Origin of the sequence: Pseudomonas sp. NPDC099000 (assembly GCF_044759925.1) — a bacterium.
In the GTDB taxonomy this organism is placed as follows: domain Bacteria; phylum Pseudomonadota; class Gammaproteobacteria; order Pseudomonadales; family Pseudomonadaceae; genus Aquipseudomonas.
Genome location: NZ_JBIWAF010000002.1, coordinates 126757 through 144373 on the forward strand (window position 1 = coordinate 126757; position 17617 = coordinate 144373).

Here is a 17617-nt window from a genome sequence, read left to right on the forward strand (position 1 = left end):
TTCCCTCGAAGACAAGGAGTCGGCTGCGATGTTCGCGCCTATCACCCGTTCCATGACCTTTACCCTGGGCCTGTGCAGTGCTGCCTTGAGCCCCGATCTGCTGGCGGAAGCCGTTCCGGATCATGAGCCGAGCCGCACCCTTGAACTGGGTGCCACCCATGTGAGCGCTCAGGGCTTGGGCAGCACCACCGAAAACACCGAGTCGTACACCACCGGTGCCATGAGCACCGCGACGCGGCTGAACCTGTCGATCAAGGAAACGCCGCAATCGGTGTCCGTGGTCACGCGCCAGCAAATGGACGATTTCAAACTCGGCACGCTCTCCGAAGCCATGAGCCAGACCACCGGCGTAGTGGTCCAGCACAACGACTCGGACCGCGTCAGCTATTCCTCCCGCGGTTACTCGATCAACAACTTCCAGATCGATGGGATGCTCAACACCTTCAGCTACATGAAGTCCGATTCCGACACCATCATCTACGACCGCATCGAAGTGGTTCGCGGCGCAACCGGCCTGACCACGGGCGCCGGCGACCCTTCTGCGACGATCAACATGGTGCGCAAACGGCCGACCGCACAATGGGCAGCCCAGACCGGTGTGAGCGGCGGCAGCTATGACGATTACTACAGTTATGTGGACGTCGGTGGACCACTGGCCTTCGACGGGCGTCTGCGCGGTCGCGGTGTGCTGGCCTATCGCGACAGCGGTTCCTACCGCGACAAGTACGCGCTGCAACGGGAAGTCGGCTACGGGATTCTCGAAGCCGACCTGACCGACGACACCGTGCTGGCGGTGGGTTACGACTATCAGGACAAGCAGGTGCAAGGCACGTCCTGGGGCACCGTGCCCTACTGGAACGCTGACGGCAGCAAAGCCAACCTCGGACGCTCCACCAACATGGCCACGCCATGGAGTTCCTGGCCGCTGAAGGACAAGACCGCGTTCGCCACGCTGGACCAGCAACTGGGTGCGGGCTGGCACCTCAAGACCGCCTACACCCACCGCGAGAGTGACACCGACGGCAAGATTTACTACGGGGGTGGCGGTTTCCCCGAGGCCGATCGCAGCGGCATGTTCGCCAACGTCAGCCACATGGTCGGCACGCAAAAAATGAAAGCCTATGACTTCAACGTGTCCGGCCCTTACTCGCTGTTCGGGCGTGAGCACGAAATGATGATCGGCTATGGCGAAGCCGAACGAAGCGAAGTCAACCCTTACACGGTAGACGGCCCGCGCTCGCCGGATTACGAGAAGGTCCCCGACTGGAAGTACATGGGCGGCATTCCCAAATTCCCCGACACCGTCACCGGCCTGAAAGGCTCCGATGAAAGCACCCGACAAAAGGCCGGTTACCTGGCCACACGCCTGACCCTGACCGACGACCTGCACGCGGTACTCGGCAGTCGCTATGGCACGTGGGAAATCTCGAAAAAGGCCAACAAATACGACGGCAATCTGCACCTGACCAGTGTCGAAACCACCCGCCAGCAGCACAACGACATGTGGACGCCGTACGCCGGGTTGCTCTACGACATCACGCCTGAATACACGGTGTACGTCAGCTACACCGACATTTTCAAACCGCAAGACGACCGCGACAGCAATCACCAGTACCTGGAACCGGTGGTCGGTAGCAACTATGAACTGGGGCTCAAGGGCAGCCTGCTGGAAGAACGACTCAACCTCGCCACCGCGGTGTTCTGGAGCAAGCAGGACAACGTCGCCGAACTGGACGACTCGGTGCCACCGGACCCGGTCACCGGTGAGGAATTCTTCAAATCGGGCGGCAAAGGCAACAAGGTCCAGGGTTTCGAAGCGGAGGTCTCCGGTGAAGTCATGGCAGGCTGGAACATGACGGCCGGCTACACCTACACCCACTCGGCCAATGGCGAGAAACAGCGCAACAACACCAACCAGCCGTTGAACATGTTCCGCTTCTCCACGGCTTATCGCTTGCCCGGCGACTGGCAGGCACTGACCGTGGGCGGCGCCGTGAACTGGCAAAGCGACGTCTACCGCGCCGCCAGACGCCCAGTGGGTCGTGGCGCCGATGGCGAGATCATCACCGCCAGCACCAACATCCGCCAGGAGGCCTACACCGTGGTCAAGCTGATGTCGCGGTATGAGTTCGACAAGCACCTGTCCGCTTCTCTGAACGTCGACAACCTGTTCGACAAAAAGTATTACGACAACGTCGGGTTCTATAACGGCGTCTATTGGGGCGACCCGCGCACAGTCACACTGAGCCTGGACTGGAAGCTCTGACGGGGTTAATTCCCAATTTACGGAATCGGCGGATAATGGCTCGGCAACATTGCTTCATGGACGAAAGAGCACCCTATATCCGTAGTGGGAGGCACACCATGAAACGTACCGCGTTGATCCTCGCCAGTCTGATGATGTTCGGTTCGACCGCAGCCTTTGCCGAAGGCGGCGCCGAGCGCATGAGGTATTACTTCGAAACCCTGCACCTCAAACAACAGCAAACTAACGGCATCGAAACCAGGACTATTGAACTGAGGGTTCCGAACGATCAAACCGCACAAGTGACGGAAACCTATCGGCCGAAATAAACGCTGGCAAACGGGCGTCCTGATGGGCGCCCTTTCTTATGCCCGCTCGAAAGGTTTCATGCGCCCAGCAGCACACCGCAAATCCCGCCCAGCAGCACCAGCAACCACGGCGGGCATCGCCAGAACAGCAGCGCGATCAACGCCAGAACCGCCAACAGAACATCCAGCGGGCTGAGGATCGAGGTGGTCCACAATGGCTGATACAACGCGGCCAACAACAACCCGACCACCCCCGCATTCACCCCGGCCAGCGCCGCTTGCACCCGGCCATTGCCCCGCAACCGCTGCCAGAACGGCAGGACACCGATCACCAACAACAGCGACGGCAGGAAAATCGCCAAGACGCACACCAGCGCACCACTCCAGCCGCTGATGGATGCACCGAGAAAAGCCGCAAACGTGAACAATGGCCCCGGCATCGCTTGCGCGGCGGCGTAACCGGCGAGAAACACGTCATTGCTCAGCAATCCCGTGCCCACCACCTGACTTTGCAACAACGGCAACACAACGTGGCCACCGCCGAACACCAGCGCCCCCGTGCGGTAGAAGCTGTCGAACAGGCTGGTCAGCGAGTCCGGCCAGTGATGCGCGATCAGCGGCAAACCCAGCAACAGCGCCACGAACACTCCAATCGCCAGCCAGCCTGCCCGTCGACTGACCCGAATCGACAGGCCCTCCCTTTGCGTTGCATGTGTGTTGTGCAGCAAAGCCAGGCCGATCACCGCCGCCACGGCCATCACCGTCAACTGCCCGCCAGTCGTTGGCCAGAGCAACACCCCGGCAGTCGCCAGCAGCATGATGCCCACGCGCACCGGACCTCGGCATAACGTGCGGGCCATTCCCCACACGGCCTGGGCAACCACGGCGACGGCGACAATTTTCAGCCCGTGAATCAAACCTGCCGGCAACGCCCAGCCCCCGTGGCTGATGCCGATTGCCAACAGCGTCAGGATCAACGCCGAGGGCAAGGTAAACCCTGCCCACGCCGCCAATGCCCCCGAATAGCCGGCACGGGACAAACCCAGTGCCATGCCCACCTGGCTGCTCGCCGGGCCCGGCAAAAACTGGCACAGGGCAATCAATTCGGCGTAAGCGGCTTCACTCAACCAGCGCCGACGCGCCACGAACTCACTGCGAAAATAGCCCAGATGCGCGACAGGGCCGCCAAACGAGGTCAGCCCCAGGCGCAGGAAGATCAGGAAAATCGCCCACGCCTTGTCTGTTGTCACGGGTGCCCTGCCCTGCGCGTCATCGAGGCTGTTCATGTGGCGTTAAAGGTCCTTGGTCCAGAACAGCATTCGGCCATGGGCCGGGTCGAACATACCGGGCGCAAACCCGAATTTGCCATAAGACGCCTGCGCGACGGCATTGCCTTCGAGGACTTCCAGGGTGATCTTGCAGCAGCCGCGTTGACGGGCAATGTCTTCAACCTTTTGCAGCATTTTCTGACTCAACCCCAGGCCGCGAAACATCGGTACCACCGACACATCGTGCACGTTGACCAGCGGCCGACAGGCAAACGTCGAGAAGCCTTCGAAGCAATTGACCAGCCCGGCCGGCGCGCCACCGACAAACGCCAGTACGCTGAACGCATGAGGACGCTTGGCCAGTTCCCCCGGCAGTTGCTGAAGGATGTCTTCGGGCAATGGGTGCCCGCCGCCCATCGGGTCTTCGGCGTAGGCATTGAGCACCACACCGATCGCCTCGGCATGCAGCGCATTGGTGTAGCTGGCCTGAAGTACCAGAATTTCTGCGGATTCCATTCCCATCGTCAACGCCCCGTCAAGTTGTCCCGGCGCGTCGCTCGCGCCGGGAGGTCGACGGACATTATCGCGAGGCGCAATCGGCGACAACCCGAACCTCTCTCAAACACCCCAGATCAGCGTTTCGGTCCAGCCCAATTCGGCAAAATCCTCGGCCCTCAGGTGCGATTCACCGGCACAGAAAAACTCGTCCAGTTGCGGCGGTTTGACCGAGGTGCCGCTGAGCATCGCGTGAACCTGACCGCGATGATGAAGCTGGTGTTCGAACAAGTGCGAGAGCAGGCGCAAACGGCTGTCATGTTGCGGTGTGTCCCGGGCGATGGTCACGATTCGCTCCAGGTCGGCGTCGCGCAATTGTTCGCAGTAGGCAATCAGGCGACTGTCGACATGCGCTTGTTCACGTTGCAGATCGGCAGCCGCCGCGAACGGTTCGTCTTTGGCAAAGAACACATAGCAATCAGGGTGCGGATCGTCCCCGCGCAGTTCTCGCTCCAGCGCATCCACGTAAAACCAGTCGCATGTCAGGATGTGGTTGAGGGTGGCAATGAGGCTGGGGAAGAAGCTCACTCGCGGTGCCGCCAGTTCCACCGGGCTCAACTGATTCCAGGCCTTGGCGAGTCGGTAATTGGCCCAGGCATTCTGATACGCCATGGTCAGCAAATGATGAGACAGAGGCTGATTCATCTTCGCGGCTCCCGCTAATTAGGCTTCGGCGAAACGTTGCAGCTGCATTTCCTGTAAACGGCTTAACGTGCGGCGGAACGGAAATTCCAGATAACCCTCGGTGTACAACGCCGCCATAGGCACCTGCGCTTCGAGGTACAACGGCACCTTTCGGTCGTAGCACTCGTCCACCAGGGCAATGAAACGCCGGACACCGTCGTCATGCACCGACAATTGCGGCAGCTCGCGATCACCGGCCACGACGCGCTCGGCACCGTCTTCCGTACCTCGGGCGATGCGTCCTTCGCGTTTCTGCGCGCTGAGATTCGGCACGTCACTCAACAGAATAGCGCTGAAGGTGTCACACAGCGCCATGAAGTCCATGGCGGCGAACGGTTGTTCGCACAGGTCGGCGTAGCGGCACCAAAGCACCGTCGAACTGGCCTGCACCCCATTGATCGAGCGGTAACCGACCGTGATCGGATCGCTGGAAGTGGCCTGGCCTGCGGTCAACGCCTTGAATACTTCAGCGAGCGCGCTGGGTTGCCCGGGCGCCGCCACCCAATAACGTTGCAGGCCAGCGCCCGGGTGCAGGCGATGGTCTTCGCTGCCATCCACCGCGATCACTTGCATGTGCTTTTTGATCGCCTCGATGGCGGGCATGAAGCGGTCACGGTTGAAGCCATCGGCGTACAGCTGGTCCGGCGGCAGGTTGGAGGTGCAGACCACCACCACGCCCTGCTCGAACATCACCTGAAACAAACGCCCGAGAATGATCGCATCGCCAATGTCGTTGACGAACAGTTCATCGAAACACAGCACCCGCACTTCCTGGCTCAACTCACGGGCCAGCGCCTTCAACGGGTCGGCGGTGCCGGTCAGCTGGAACGAGCGCTGATGCACCCAACCCATGAAGTGGTGAAAGTGTTGGCGTCGGGCCGGGACTTTGAGGTGTTGGTAGAACTGGTCCATCAACCAGGTCTTGCCTCGCCCGACCGGGCCCCAGAGATAAACGCCGGTGATCGGCGTGCGCCCTTCATGCAAGGCTTCGTGGCATTTTTGCAGCGCCCACACGGCATGTTCCTGGGCTTCGTCCTGGACGAAGCCCTTCTGTTCGATGGCGTGTTGCCAGGCGCTTAGGGGAGAGTCGACATTCATGCGCGGCAGTATGCCATGCGCTCGGATTTACAGAGAGATGTCTAGCCGGGCAATCTTGCCCTGCTCGTTGAGGCGAAACATGTAGCGCAGTTCCAGCGGACTGCCGGGAAAGGTCCCGGAAATCAGATTGTGTACCAGCACTTTGCCGGTGCGCTGCTGAACGTCGAGCACTTCGACCCGTGGTTCATAACGTTGCGCGGTGTCTTGCATCCACTGGGCGATGGCTTGCGTGCCGATCCGGTGCTGGCCCTCATCGAACACGTTGGCATCCTCGGCAAAAAAACTGCCGACCCGCGAGGTGTCGCGGGCATTGGCGGCAGCTATGTAGGCGGCGATGGCGGGCGCCAGTGAAGAGGCTGGATTGGACATGGGTGCGGCTCCTTGTTGATTGATTCTGGAGCCATGCTAGAACAGGTCTGTGTCAGTTCTTGTCAGGAGTGAAACGCCCCGCCTCATCCAATTGCATGTGCTTGCGCCAGGTACGCAGCAGGTCGCTGCGCCGCCCCGGATAGCGCTCGCCCTGCTCATGGGCGGCCGAGATCCGGTCTGTGCGAAACGTGCGGTAGGCACTGCGCAATTCACACCAGGCCACAATAATCCGCACTTCATTGAGAAAGCCCAGCGCCAGTGGCCAGATCAGCCGCTGACTGGGCACCTGTTGGGCGTCCGCATAATCGATGCTCAGCTTGGACTGATCGCGAATGGCTTGGCGAAACACGTTCAACGGCACGGCATTTTGCGGATAACCATAACCGCGCGGGCCCGGCAGCACCGTCGGGTTGCGCAAGGCGTCCTGGGCTTCAGGTGCCAACACCGCCGCAATCTTCGCCAGGGCATCGGCTGCGGCTTTGCTCAACACCTCGTCGCCACGCTGATCGACGTAACGCAAGCCCAACACGATGGCTTCGGTTTCGTCGGCATTAAGCATCAAGGGCGGCAGGAACAGACCGCTGCGCAACACGTAGCCGACCCCTGCTTCGCCGAAGATCGGTGCACCCAGCGCCGTCAGCTCGGCGATGTCGCGGTACAGCGTGCGTTCGGAAATCTGCAGTTCACCGGCGAGCGTCGCGGCCGTGGCCGGACGACTTTTACCTCGCAGCACCTGCAACAACGTGAGTAAACGAGTGGTACGCGACACGATCGGCGGGCTCTTTCCTGAAAAGTCGTCGGAGCTTAGCAGAGGCTGCTGTCAGAAACTGGCAGTAGCCAATGTGGCGAGGGGGCTTGCCCCCGTTGGGCTGCGAAGCGGCCCCGGCGTCCTTTCAGACAGACTGAGTTGTCTGGGTTTACGACTGCTTCGCAGCCGAACGGGGGCAAGCCCCCTCGCCACAGGTTCTTGGTCAACTGAAGAAGCATCGCCCGGCGGTCGGCTCTTTTGCCCTCAATGAAAAAGCGTCTTGACGGACCATATTACTCGCATCATATTAAATACATGTTGCTAGACATTTAAATTAACCCCGGCGTCGTTCCTCAGGAGTTTCCTCATGCATTACAAAGTTTTCGGCCGCAAAACCGGCTTGCGGGTTTCGGAACTGGCGCTGGGCGCCGGTAACTTCGGCACCGGCTGGGGGCATGGCGCCGAGCGTGACGAAGCCAAGCGCATTTTCGACGGTTACCTGGAAGCCGGCGGTAATTTTATCGACACCGCCAAAGGTTATCAGGCCGGCCAATCGGAAGCCATGCTCAGCGAATTTATCGCGCCGGAACGCGATCGCCTGGTCATCGCCACCAAATACACCATGGGTACCACACCGGCCGCGGGCATTTCACACACTGGCAACAACCGCAAGAACATGGTTCGTGCCGTGGAAGAAAGCCTGAAACGGCTCAACACCGATCACATCGACCTGTTTTGGGCGCACATCAGTGACGGCGTGACGCCGATGGAAGAGATCCTGCGTGGCTTCGACGACCTGGTGCGTGCCGGCAAGATTCACTACGCCGGGCTATCGAACTTCCCGGCCTGGCGCATTGCCCGTGCTGACGTATTGGCCGAAGTACGTGGCTTTGCGCCGATTGCAGCGATTCAGGCCGAATACAGCCTGGCCGAACGCACCGCCGAACGTGAACTGCTGCCGATGGCCGAAGCGCTCGGGCTGGCGGCTACGATCTGGTCGCCATTGGGTGGCGGGTTTCTCACGGGCAAGTACCGCAGCAATGACGACAACAACCGCGCCGCCAAACTCGGCATGCTGATCCACACTGAGAAAAGCGCCCACGAAACCGCCCTGCTCGACACCTTGCTCGCGGTGGCGGCGGAGCTTGAAGCCACGCCGACCCACGTCGCCATTGCCTGGCTGCGGGAAAAGGCCAAGCGTTCGACGACAGCGCTGATTCCGATTCTGGGTTCGCGGACTCGTGAGCAACTGGATGCGACATTGGGCGCGTTGACGGTGCAATTGAGCGCCGGGCAATTGTCGCGGCTTGATGGGGTCAGCGACGTACCGAAGGGTGTGCCGCATGAAACGATTGCCGATTCGGCGACGCGGTTCACCGGGGCTGAGACCCTCTATCTGCCAATCATTCCAGTGGCCTGAAAAAGCTTCGCGGGCAAGCCTCGCTCCTACAGATATATAGCGTTCACCGACTTTGTGTTCGCCGCAAATCTGTAGGAGCGAGGCTTGCCCGCGAAGGCGTCTTACCGGTCTACTTTGTGTTTGGCGGCGTATAAGCACAGCATCTCCATCGCCAATGTCGCTGCCGCCAGTGAGGTAATGTCCGCATGGTCGTAGGCCGGCGCGACTTCCACCACGTCCATTCCCACCAGATTGATCCCGCGCAACCCGCCAAGAATTTCCAGCGCCTGCACCGTGCTCAAACCGCCACACACCGGCGTGCCGGTGCCCGGTGCGAACGCCGGGTCGAAGCAATCGATATCGAACGTCAGGTACACCGGGTTATCCCCCACCCGCGCACGAATCGCCTCGACAATCGCCTCACACCCTTGTCGATGCACGTGCCGAGCATCCAGCACCTGAAAGCCCTGGTGATCATCATTGGTAGTGCGCAAACCGATTTGCACCGAGCGCGACGGATCCACCAGGCCTTCCTTGGCCGCGTGCCAGAACATCGTGCCGTGGTCGACGCGTTTACCCTCTTCGTCCGGCCAGGTGTCGCTGTGGGCGTCGAAGTGAATCAACGACAGCGGACCATGTTTGCGCGCATGGGCCTTGAGCAGCGGATAGCTGATGAAGTGGTCACCGCCGAACGTCAGCATCGCGCAACCGCCGTTCAGGATGTGCTCGGCGTGGGCCTCGATGCTTTCCGGCACCGAGTGCGGCGAGCCGTAATCGAAGTCGCAATCACCGTAGTCAATGACCGCCAGATGATCGAACGGGTCAAAAGTCCATGGCCAGTGCCGTTCCCAGGCGATCCCGGTAGACGCGGCGCGAATGCCGCGCGGGCCGAAACGCGCACCGGGACGGTTGCTGGTGGCGGTGTCGAACGGCACACCGCTGACTACCACGTCGACGCCGCGCAAATCACGGCTGTAACGACGACGCATGAAACTGGTGATACCGGCGTAGGTGCTTTCGGCGGCAGTACCAAAGAGGCTGTCGCGGGTCATGGCCTGATCGTTTTGCATCGGGACGTCCATGGTGATCTCCTTTTTATTTATTGGCGGCTACGGAAAGTGGTCCACAGGCGAGTTCGCGAGCGCATGTCCTTGAGGCTCATGCTGCGGTCGGCGTACAGCCGTTCACGGGTGTCGGCCAGAGGGTAGATGTCCGGGTCGGTCCGCACGGCTTCGTCCACCAGCGGCGTCGCGGCCTGGTTGGCCGTGGCAAAGAACAGCGTGTTGGTCAGCGCCGCGACGGACTCGGGGCGCAACATGAATTCGATGAACACCCGGGCCGCTTCGGGGTGTGGCGCATCCTTGGGAATCGCCAGGTTGTCCTGCCAGACCAGCGTGCCTTCCTTCGGAATCCGGTAAGCCACCTCGAACGGTTTGTTGGCCTTGCGCGCCTGGTCGGCGGCCATGCTGGCGTCACCGTTATAGGTCAAGGCCAGGCACACGCTGCCATTGGCAAGATCGCTGATTTGCCGCCCGGTGGCGACGTACAGCACATTGGGCTGCAACTGATGCAACAACGCCTCGGCGGCGGACAGATCTGCCTTGTCGGTGCTGTAGGGATCTTTACCGAGATAGTGCAACGCCAAGCCAATCACTTCCTGCGGCGAATCGAGAATCGCAATGCCGCAGTCCTTCAACTTGCTGGCATATTGCGGCTTGAACAGCAGGTCGAGGCTGTTGAGCGGCACATCCGGCAAGCGTTTTTGCACCGCTTCAACGTTAAGCCCCAGCCCCAGCGTGCCCCAGGTATACGGCACGCCAAAACGATTGCCGGGGTCGACGGCCGCCAGTTTTTCCAGCAGGTCCGGGCCGAGGTTGGCGTAACCCTTGAGCCCTTCATGCGGAATTTCCTTCAGCGCGCCGGCCGCTAATCCACGGGCCAACACGCTGGAGGACGGCACCACCACGTCATAACCGCTGCCGCCGGTGAGCAGTTTGGTTTCCAGCACTTCCGACGAATCGAATGTGTCGTAACGCACGTGAATGCCGGTTTCCTTTTCGAAACGCTGCAAGGTTTCAGGCGCCACGTAATCGGCCCAACTGTAGAGGTTGAGGGTCTTTTCCTCAGCCTGGGCCGACGCGGCCATGGCGAGAAACAGCGCGGGTAAACACAGTTTGAATACGGGAGCCATGACGAACACCTGACCGGAGGAAGTGGTTGCAGCGTGCGCCCTCGGATACATTGGCGAAATATCAAGTTTGTTAACCTGACTTTATTGCGGAGTAATGTTTGATGCTCGGTCAACTCCACGACCTCGACCTGCAACTGCTGCGCTTGTTTGTCCGCGTGGTGGAGTGCGGCGGGTTCAGCGCGGCGCAAGGTGAATTGGGCTTGAGCCAGTCGAGCATCAGTCAGCAAATGGCCAAACTCGAAACCCGGCTCGGCTATCGTTTGTGCAGTCGCGGCAAGGGTGGATTCCGGGTCACACCCAAGGGCGAACAGCTGCTGAGTGCGACGCGTGGGCTGTTTGAATCCATCGAAGCGTTCCGCCATCAATCCAACGGCGTGGCGGGTCGGTTGATCGGTGAAGTGCGCCTGGGCTTGTCCGAAGCCCTCGATCAATCGGTGCTGCAAAAAGTGGCCGATGCCATCCGCCGGTTTCGTGAGCGGGACGAATCGGTGCGCATCGAGTTGATGAGCGCCATGCCCGGCGAAATGGAACGCCTGCTGCTGCAACAGCGACTGGACCTGGCAATCGGCTATTTCTCCCAGGTACAAAGCGCGTTTGACTACCGTGAACTGTTCAGCGAAACCCAACACCTGTATTGCTCCCCCGGGCATCCGCTGTTCACCGACGATGCGCCGGACGATCTGGCGTTGCAGGCGTGCGACCGGGTCGATCATCCCTATCGTTTTCTGCGTAGTGACGAGCCATTTCAAGGCAAATTATGTTCGGCACGGTCCGAGCAGGTCGAAGGCACCCTCGCCTTCATCCTTTCCGGCAAGCATGTCGGCTATCTGCCCGAACACTTTGCCCGCAGCTGGGAAGACAAAGGCTTGCTGCGCGCCGTGCGCCGGGATGACATGAGTTTTGATGTGGCGTTTCATCTGGCGCGCCATCGCGCGCAGGTGCCGGGGGATGCGCAAAAGGCGTTTGAAGAGGATCTGCTCGCCGCATTTTCCTGAGGCAGCTACATTCCTGTGGGAGCGACCTGTGGCTAGGGGATTTAGCGAAACGTCGCACCGCCCCGTTCGGCTGCGAAGCAGTCGTCAAACCGGACAAACCGGTCTGCCTGAACGGTCGCGGGGGCCGCTTCGCGACCCAACGGGGATAAATCCCCTCGCCACAGGTTACTCCCACAAGGATTGTGCGAGTATCGAGGTCATCGCTCGCCACAATATGGTCTTTCTGGCATCCTGCGCCTCCATTTTTTCACCTGGCCCCTGGCGCTTTCCTCGTGACTTCTTCCGAACACGCAAAACCCCAGTCCCGTTCCGACCTGATCTATGGCCTCAACGATCGCCCCCACCTCACCGCCACGGTGTTCGCCGCTCTGCAACATGTGTTGGCGAGTTTTGTCGGCATCATCACGCCCACCCTGATCATGGGCAGCGCCCTCGGTTTGCAAAGCGAAGTGCCGTACCTGATCAGCATGGCGCTGTTTGTCTCGGGCCTGGGCACGTTTGTTCAGGCGCGGCGCTTCGGCCCGATCGGTTCCGGCCTGTTGTGCCTGCAAGGCACCAGTTTCTCGTTCATCAGCGTGATTCTCAGCGCCGGGTTCATGGTCAAGGCCCGGGGTGGCGGCACCGATGAAATCCTCTCAACGATCTTCGGCGTGTGCTTTTTCGCCGCGTTTATCGAAGTGGTGTTGAGCCAGTTCATCGGCAAGCTGCGGATGCTGATCACCCCCGTGGTAACCGGCACCATCATTACCCTGATGGGCCTGTCGCTGATCAAGGTCGCCATGACCGACATTGCCGGCGGCTTCGGCGCAGCGGACCTTGGCGCGGCCAGTCATCTGGCGTTGGCGGCGTTGGTACTCGGCACGATCGTGGTGCTGAACCGGGTCGATGTGCCGTTCCTGCGCCTGGGGGCGATTGTCATTGGCCTGACGCTGGGTTACGTCGTGGCCTGGCTGATGGGCGACGTCAATTTCGCCAGCCTGCCCGACGTGCCGCTGATGAGCGTGCCGGTGCCGTTCAAGTACGGCTTCAATTTTGACTGGGTGGCGTTTGTGCCGGTGGCGGTGATTTTCCTGGTGTCGCCGCTGGAAGCCGCCGGTGACCTGACCGCCAACTCGATGATTTCCCGGCAGCCGGTCAAGGGCCCGATCTACATCCGCCGGATCAAGTCCGGCCTGCTGGCTGACGGCCTCAACTCGGCCATGGCAGCGGTGTTCAACAGCATGCCGATGGTGACCTTCGCGCAGAACAACGGCGTGATCCAGTTGACCGGCGTGGCCAGCCGTTACGTGGCTTTTTTCATCGCAGGTTTGTTGGTGCTGCTGGGGCTGTTCCCGATGATCGGCGCGGTACTGCAATTGATGCCCAAACCCGTACTCGGCGGCGCGGAACTGGTGATGTTCGGCACCGTGGCGGTGGCCGGCATCAAGATCCTCGCCGAAGCCGGCCTGCATCGACGCAATATGCTGATCGTGGCGATATCCATCGGCATGGGCCTGGGGGTCGCGGCGGTGCCGGAAGTGTTGCGCGAGCTGCCGAAGGCGCTGCACAACATCTTCGAATCGCCGATCACCGTCGGGGCGTTGTGCGCTATCGCGCTGAACATCTTCCTGCCCGAAGAGTTCATCGAGCTGGAAGAGGACGATTTCGACCCGGAAGCTTCGATCCTCCAGGTCATGGAAAACCCCGATGTCCCGGCCAAGGGTGAACCCGCGCGGCCTGCGGCGGCCGCACAGTTGAACCGCTAGAAAGGCTCGGGGGTTTATGCGGTGAAGCGGACGCCGGGCTTTGCACGTTCATCGACGCTCAGCTCGAACACATCCGGGCGCGCGTAGTGACCGACCACGTCGTAGTCATAACGCGCGCGGATCAGGTCGTCAGTGTCGATTTCAGCGGTCAGCAACCCCGCTCCGTCACGCAGCGGCCCCGCCAGAATATCGCCCATAGGCCCGACAATCACACTGCCGCCGGCAATCAGCGGCCGATCCGCCGGCCAGTTTGCGATCTCCACGCCCAATGCCTGCGGTGAGTCCTGAACCTGGCAAGCGCTGACCACAAAACAACGGCCTTCATGGGCGATGTGGCGCATGCTGACCTGCCACATCTCCCGCTCATCCACGGTAGGCGCGCACCAGACCTCGATGCCTTTGGCGTACATCGCGGTGCGCAGCAGCGGCATCATGTTTTCCCAGCACACCACCGCGCCGATTCGCCCGACCTGGCTGTCGATCACCGGCAGCGTCGAGCCATCGCCCTTACCCCAGATCAATCGCTCAGTGCCCGTGGGCATCAGTTTGCGGTGCTTGGCGACCAGCCCGGCCTGCGGATCGAAAAGCAGCGCCGTGCAATGCAACGTGCTGCCGGCGCGCTCGATGACCCCGATCACCAAGTTGGCCCCGGTACGCGCCGACAGCCCGGCCAAGGCTTCAGTCTCGACACCGGGCACATCGATGGCGTTGGCAAAATAGCGGGCAAACGCTTCGCGACCTTCCGGCAATCGGTAGCCCAGTTGCGTGCCAAAGCCCTCGCCCTTGGGGTAACCACCGAGCAACGCTTCGGGCATGACCACCAGCGCGGCGCCGGAGTCGATAATCGCGTTTTCCCAGGCAAGGATCTGTTCAAGGGTTTCGGCCTTGCCGCCGGGCAAGGCGCCGATTTGCAACGCTGCAACAATGGACTTGGGCATGGCAATCTCTCCGAAAGCATTGAGGTGTTGCCCATTCTTATGCGCCACGGGATCATGAACAAAGCCCGATTCACTGCTGAATGATATGAGCCAAATGAATATCACCACCGTTGACCTCAACCTGCTCAAAGTCTTCGAAGCGCTGCATGAAGAGTCCAGCGCCAGCCGTGCGGCGTTGCGCCTGGGCGTGACACAATCGGCCGTCAGCGCAGCGCTGCGGCGGCTGCGCGAGTTGTATGGCGATCAATTGTTCGTGCGCACCGGCCGTGGCCTGGCACCGACGCTCAAGGCCAATCAGTTGAAACCGGTGGTGAGCGATGCGCTGAACAAATGCCGTCAGAGCCTGGCGATGGTCGATCCGGCGGCCAATCATTACGACGGGCGTTCGGTCACGGTGGGGTTGTCGGATGATTTCGAGATGGCCTACGGTCGACGGTTGATCGAGGCCATTGCGCGCAGTGCGCCGAAGTTGCGCCTGATCTTTCGGCAAACCCACAGCCAGATCGTCGCTCAGGCGTTGATGAAGCGCAGCATTGATCTGGCGATCACCGCGGGCGGGTTCAGCGAACGGTTGCTCAGCCGTCAGGTACTGGGTGAAGGCGGTTATCTGTGCCTGGTGGATCCACTCAGCCTGGCCCCGGGGCAGCAGAGTCTCACGCTTGAGGAGTTCGTCGCCCGCGAGCACATTCTGGTGTCATCCGGCGGCTTTATCGGGATCACCGATGAGGGGTTGGCGGCACTGGGGCTGAGTCGGCGGGTGTGCGCCTCGACCACCCACTTTGCGGCGTTGCCGTACTTGCTCAAGGGCAGTCAGGCGGTGGCGACCATTCCGGCCCACGCCGCTCAAAGCATTGCGGCGCTCTGCGGGCTGGCGCTGCTGCCCTGCCCTTTGGCGTTACCGCGCTACCCGATCGAACTGGGCTGGCGCACCAGCACGCAGCTCGATCCGGTGGTGTTGAAAGTGCGCGAGGCGATTGTCGCGAGTTTTGCCTGAGGCGGGCCTTACTTGGCCGCCATCAAGCGATTCACTTCGCTGCGCACCATGTTGGCGAATTCCGGGGGCGACATACCATCGAGTTCCGCGCGAACCCATTCTGCCCATTTGCCTTTGCGCTTGGCGCGTTCGCCAAACAACCGTGCGGCCTCGCCCTTGGATTTACCAAGGTTGCTTTGCCAAAGGTCGAACAGACGGGATTTCTCATCTTCAAGCGCGGCGCGCTCAGCCAGGGGTTTGTCGGCCAGATTGAAGCTCATGGGAATTACCTGCTGCGTAAAATAGGCGACATCTTACACTGTAGGACGAAATGTCCGACTCAGGATTTTTCCTCGCTCCCCGGACAATGCACAAATTCGCTGCAACTTTTTCAGTCGCCGCAGACTCCATTGTTCACTGCCCATTTACCTGCAAGGAGTACCCAATGGCCCGGAAAACCGCCGCACAAGTTGCCGAAGACCAGATCAAGGATCAGGCATTCAGCGAACTTCAAGCCCTGATCGAAGAGTCGGAAAAACTGCTCAAAAGCAGCGCTTCACTGGTGGGTGAGGAAGCAGAGACCCTTCGCGGGCAAATCGCCCAGAAACTCCAGCAGGCCCGGGATTCGGTCACCAGCGTTCGCGACCGCACCAAACCGGTGGTCGACGCGACCGAGACCTACATCGGTGGCCATCCATGGCAAACCGTCGCCATCTCCGCCGGTTTTGGCCTGGTGGTCGGGTTGTTGCTGGGCCGCCGTTAAACATAAACACATCGAACCTGTAGGAGCCAGGCTTGCCGGCGAAGGCGTATTTGAAATCGCCTTCGCCGGCAAGCCTGGCTCCTACAAAAAAGCGTCTCAGAGCCCTGCCAGTTCTCGCAGGTTTGCCAGCGTCTGCGCATTCAGCTGGATACCTTGAGCGTTGGACTTCGTTCGCTGGTGATGACGTCGATCACCCGGCAGGCGCTTGAGCCCCACGCTGTGCATTTGACGGACCAGTTCCTGGCTGCGTTCGGCGAAATTCTGCCCGGCCGCCTTGCTCGGATCGATCACGATCAGCAGTTGGCCGGTCCACGGTGTTTTGGCACCCGGATGATTCTTCCAGTCGAACTCGAAAGAGAAATTGCCGCCGGTCAAGGCCGCCGCCAACAGTTCGACCATCATCGACAGCGCAGAACCCTTGTGCCCTCCAAACGGCAGCAACGCGCCCCCCTCCAGAATCGCCTTCGGATCCTGGGTCGGCTGGCCAAGGCTGTCCACGCCCATGCCCGCCGGCAAGCGTTCACCTTTTTGCGCGGCAATCTGCACATCGCCATGGGCAATGGCGCTGGTGGCCAGGTCAAAGACAATCGGCTCACCGTCAGCCCGGGGTGCGGCGAAGGCGATCGGGTTGGTGCCGAACAACGGCCGATCGGCGCCGTGGGGCACCACGCAGGTCATGCTGTTCACCACGCTCAACGCCACCAGCCCTTCATAAGCAAAAGGCTCGACATCCGGCCACAGTGCAGCGAAATGGTGGGAGTTACGGATCGCCAGCACCGCAATCCCGGCGCTGCGGGCTTTTTTCACCAGCAGAGCTCGGGCGGCCGCAAGCGCGGGCTGGGCAAAACCGTTAGCCGCATCGACCCGGACAAACCCCGAGGCAACGTCCTCGACCACGGGCACGGCCTGGCCGTTGACCCAGCCGCTCTTGAGTGTCGAGACGTAACCTGGAATACGAAACACACCATGGCTGTGGGCGCCATCGCGTTCAGCGCCGGCGCAGTTCAGCGCCAGGGTCTTGGCGACATCGGCGGAGGTGCCATGGCGCAGGAAAATTTGTTCAAGCAATACAACAAGCGCGTCGAAATCGAGCGATAGGGTGGTCGAACTGACGGCCACTTCGGGCGTTGCGGTCATCTGAAGCTCCAGTTTTATTATTGAGTACGGGCACCAGGGGAAACGAGGTTGCTCGGCAACCAACAGCAGATGTCGATTAAGCGCTGTTGTACCGGCGTCCTGTCAAGTCTCGAGCGCCTGTTCGGCTCAAGCAATATGTACCGCACCGAAGCACTCCACTGACCTTAGTGTTTTTCCTCAACCAATAGCCTGCGATGGCTA

General features: G+C 60.8%; 18 protein-coding genes. 7 read left to right on the plus strand and 11 right to left on the minus strand.

Annotation, left to right across the window (positions count from 1 at the left end; all coding sequences use genetic code 11):
• Positions 1–28 precede the first annotated feature (28 nt).
• Together ACIQV9_RS02805 and ACIQV9_RS02810 are read left to right on the plus strand one after the other, a co-directional pair.
• Entirely contained in the window at positions 29–2266 is a 2238-nt protein-coding gene (locus tag ACIQV9_RS02805) for a TonB-dependent siderophore receptor (protein WP_403097922.1), read from the plus strand.
• A gap of 98 nt (positions 2267–2364) precedes the next feature.
• Positions 2365–2574, plus strand: coding sequence for a hypothetical protein (locus tag ACIQV9_RS02810; RefSeq protein WP_403097925.1), 210 nt, complete (start codon positions 2365–2367; stop codon positions 2572–2574).
• 56 nt (positions 2575–2630) lie between these two features.
• On the opposite strand, the gene chrA is transcribed toward ACIQV9_RS02810, so the two are convergent.
• The 6 genes from chrA to ACIQV9_RS02840 form a co-directional block, all read right to left on the minus strand.
• Positions 2631–3839 carry a chromate efflux transporter gene (gene chrA / locus ACIQV9_RS02815; RefSeq protein ID WP_403097927.1) on the minus strand — a complete coding sequence of 403 codons (1209 nt, stop codon included), beginning with the start codon at positions 3837–3839 and terminating at the stop codon, positions 2631–2633.
• 6 nt (positions 3840–3845) lie between these two features.
• Positions 3846–4337 carry a GNAT family N-acetyltransferase gene (locus ACIQV9_RS02820; RefSeq protein WP_403097929.1) on the minus strand — a complete coding sequence of 164 codons (492 nt, stop codon included), beginning with the start codon at positions 4335–4337 and terminating at the stop codon, positions 3846–3848.
• Between the two features lie 102 nt (positions 4338–4439).
• Positions 4440–5021, minus strand: a complete 582-nt coding sequence (locus ACIQV9_RS02825) for a DinB family protein (RefSeq protein ID WP_403097931.1) — start codon at positions 5019–5021, stop codon at positions 4440–4442.
• An 18-nt stretch (positions 5022–5039) separates the two neighbouring features.
• Positions 5040–6158 carry a cell division protein ZapE gene (zapE, locus tag ACIQV9_RS02830; protein ID WP_403097933.1) on the minus strand — a complete coding sequence of 373 codons (1119 nt, stop codon included), beginning with the start codon at positions 6156–6158 and terminating at the stop codon, positions 5040–5042.
• 27 nt (positions 6159–6185) lie between these two features.
• Positions 6186–6527: a nuclear transport factor 2 family protein gene (locus ACIQV9_RS02835; protein ID WP_077747789.1), complete on the minus strand. Its 342-nt coding sequence runs from the start codon at positions 6525–6527 to the stop codon at positions 6186–6188.
• Between the two features lie 52 nt (positions 6528–6579).
• Entirely contained in the window at positions 6580–7296 is a 717-nt protein-coding gene (locus tag ACIQV9_RS02840; RefSeq protein ID WP_403097935.1) for a helix-turn-helix transcriptional regulator, read from the minus strand.
• A 346-nt stretch (positions 7297–7642) separates the two neighbouring features.
• On the opposite strand from ACIQV9_RS02840, the gene ACIQV9_RS02845 reads away from it, so the two are divergent.
• Entirely contained in the window at positions 7643–8695 is a 1053-nt protein-coding gene (locus ACIQV9_RS02845; protein WP_403097937.1) for an aldo/keto reductase, read from the plus strand.
• Positions 8696–8796: 101 nt separating this feature from the next.
• Here the strand turns inward: ACIQV9_RS02845 and speB are convergent, their stop codons facing one another.
• Positions 8797–9756 (minus strand): agmatinase, encoded by a 960-nt coding sequence (gene speB, locus ACIQV9_RS02850; RefSeq protein WP_403097939.1) that lies wholly within the window; start codon positions 9754–9756, stop codon positions 8797–8799.
• A gap of 17 nt (positions 9757–9773) precedes the next feature.
• On the minus strand, positions 9774–10865 hold the full coding sequence (locus ACIQV9_RS02855; RefSeq protein ID WP_403097941.1) for a polyamine ABC transporter substrate-binding protein: 1092 nt from the start codon (positions 10863–10865) through the stop codon (positions 9774–9776).
• Positions 10866–10966: 101 nt separating this feature from the next.
• Here ACIQV9_RS02855 and ACIQV9_RS02860 point away from each other — a divergent pair, with 101 nt between their 5' ends.
• Both ACIQV9_RS02860 and ACIQV9_RS02865 read left to right on the plus strand, forming a co-directional pair.
• Entirely contained in the window at positions 10967–11860 is an 894-nt protein-coding gene (locus ACIQV9_RS02860; protein WP_403097943.1) for a LysR family transcriptional regulator, read from the plus strand.
• A 272-nt stretch (positions 11861–12132) separates the two neighbouring features.
• Positions 12133–13605, plus strand: coding sequence for a nucleobase:cation symporter-2 family protein (locus ACIQV9_RS02865; protein WP_403097945.1), 1473 nt, complete (start codon positions 12133–12135; stop codon positions 13603–13605).
• A 14-nt stretch (positions 13606–13619) separates the two neighbouring features.
• On the opposite strand, the gene ACIQV9_RS02870 is transcribed toward ACIQV9_RS02865, so the two are convergent.
• Positions 13620–14543, minus strand: a complete 924-nt coding sequence (locus ACIQV9_RS02870) for a carbon-nitrogen hydrolase family protein (protein ID WP_403097948.1) — start codon at positions 14541–14543, stop codon at positions 13620–13622.
• A gap of 85 nt (positions 14544–14628) precedes the next feature.
• Here ACIQV9_RS02870 and ACIQV9_RS02875 point away from each other — a divergent pair, with 85 nt between their 5' ends.
• A complete protein-coding gene (locus tag ACIQV9_RS02875) occupies positions 14629–15537 on the plus strand; it encodes a LysR family transcriptional regulator (protein WP_403097951.1) in 909 nt (302 codons plus the stop codon).
• Positions 15538–15545: 8 nt separating this feature from the next.
• Here the strand turns inward: ACIQV9_RS02875 and ACIQV9_RS02880 are convergent, their stop codons facing one another.
• Positions 15546–15797 carry a hypothetical protein gene (locus ACIQV9_RS02880; RefSeq protein ID WP_008155229.1) on the minus strand — a complete coding sequence of 84 codons (252 nt, stop codon included), beginning with the start codon at positions 15795–15797 and terminating at the stop codon, positions 15546–15548.
• Positions 15798–15961: 164 nt separating this feature from the next.
• Between ACIQV9_RS02880 and ACIQV9_RS02885 the strand changes: the two genes are divergently transcribed.
• Entirely contained in the window at positions 15962–16279 is a 318-nt protein-coding gene (locus ACIQV9_RS02885) for a YqjD family protein (RefSeq protein ID WP_403097954.1), read from the plus strand.
• A 96-nt stretch (positions 16280–16375) separates the two neighbouring features.
• Here ACIQV9_RS02885 and ACIQV9_RS02890 read toward each other — a convergent pair whose 3' ends face one another.
• A complete protein-coding gene (locus ACIQV9_RS02890) occupies positions 16376–17416 on the minus strand; it encodes an Ldh family oxidoreductase (protein ID WP_403097956.1) in 1041 nt (346 codons plus the stop codon).
• Positions 17417–17617 lie beyond the last annotated feature (201 nt).

Excerpts from the sequence above, each read along its gene's own strand:
- ACIQV9_RS02805 (WP_403097922.1), top strand. The coding sequence starts at position 29 with ATGTTCGCGCCTATCACCCGTTCCATGACCTTTACCCTGGGCCTGTGC.
- ACIQV9_RS02810 (WP_403097925.1), top strand. The coding sequence starts at position 2,365 with ATGAAACGTACCGCGTTGATCCTCGCCAGTCTGATGATGTTCGGTTCG.
- chrA (WP_403097927.1), bottom strand. The coding sequence starts at position 3,839 with ATGAACAGCCTCGATGACGCGCAGGGCAGGGCACCCGTGACAACAGAC.
- ACIQV9_RS02820 (WP_403097929.1), bottom strand. The coding sequence starts at position 4,337 with ATGGAATCCGCAGAAATTCTGGTACTTCAGGCCAGCTACACCAATGCG.
- ACIQV9_RS02825 (WP_403097931.1), bottom strand. The coding sequence starts at position 5,021 with ATGAATCAGCCTCTGTCTCATCATTTGCTGACCATGGCGTATCAGAAT.
- zapE (WP_403097933.1), bottom strand. The coding sequence starts at position 6,158 with ATGAATGTCGACTCTCCCCTAAGCGCCTGGCAACACGCCATCGAACAG.
- ACIQV9_RS02835 (WP_077747789.1), bottom strand. The coding sequence starts at position 6,527 with ATGTCCAATCCAGCCTCTTCACTGGCGCCCGCCATCGCCGCCTACATA.
- ACIQV9_RS02845 (WP_403097937.1), top strand. The coding sequence starts at position 7,643 with ATGCATTACAAAGTTTTCGGCCGCAAAACCGGCTTGCGGGTTTCGGAA.
- speB (WP_403097939.1), bottom strand. The coding sequence starts at position 9,756 with ATGGACGTCCCGATGCAAAACGATCAGGCCATGACCCGCGACAGCCTC.
- ACIQV9_RS02855 (WP_403097941.1), bottom strand. The coding sequence starts at position 10,865 with ATGGCTCCCGTATTCAAACTGTGTTTACCCGCGCTGTTTCTCGCCATG.
- ACIQV9_RS02860 (WP_403097943.1), top strand. The coding sequence starts at position 10,967 with ATGCTCGGTCAACTCCACGACCTCGACCTGCAACTGCTGCGCTTGTTT.
- ACIQV9_RS02870 (WP_403097948.1), bottom strand. The coding sequence starts at position 14,543 with ATGCCCAAGTCCATTGTTGCAGCGTTGCAAATCGGCGCCTTGCCCGGC.
- ACIQV9_RS02875 (WP_403097951.1), top strand. The coding sequence starts at position 14,629 with ATGAGCCAAATGAATATCACCACCGTTGACCTCAACCTGCTCAAAGTC.
- ACIQV9_RS02880 (WP_008155229.1), bottom strand. The coding sequence starts at position 15,797 with ATGAGCTTCAATCTGGCCGACAAACCCCTGGCTGAGCGCGCCGCGCTT.
- ACIQV9_RS02885 (WP_403097954.1), top strand. The coding sequence starts at position 15,962 with ATGGCCCGGAAAACCGCCGCACAAGTTGCCGAAGACCAGATCAAGGAT.
- ACIQV9_RS02890 (WP_403097956.1), bottom strand. The coding sequence starts at position 17,416 with ATGACCGCAACGCCCGAAGTGGCCGTCAGTTCGACCACCCTATCGCTC.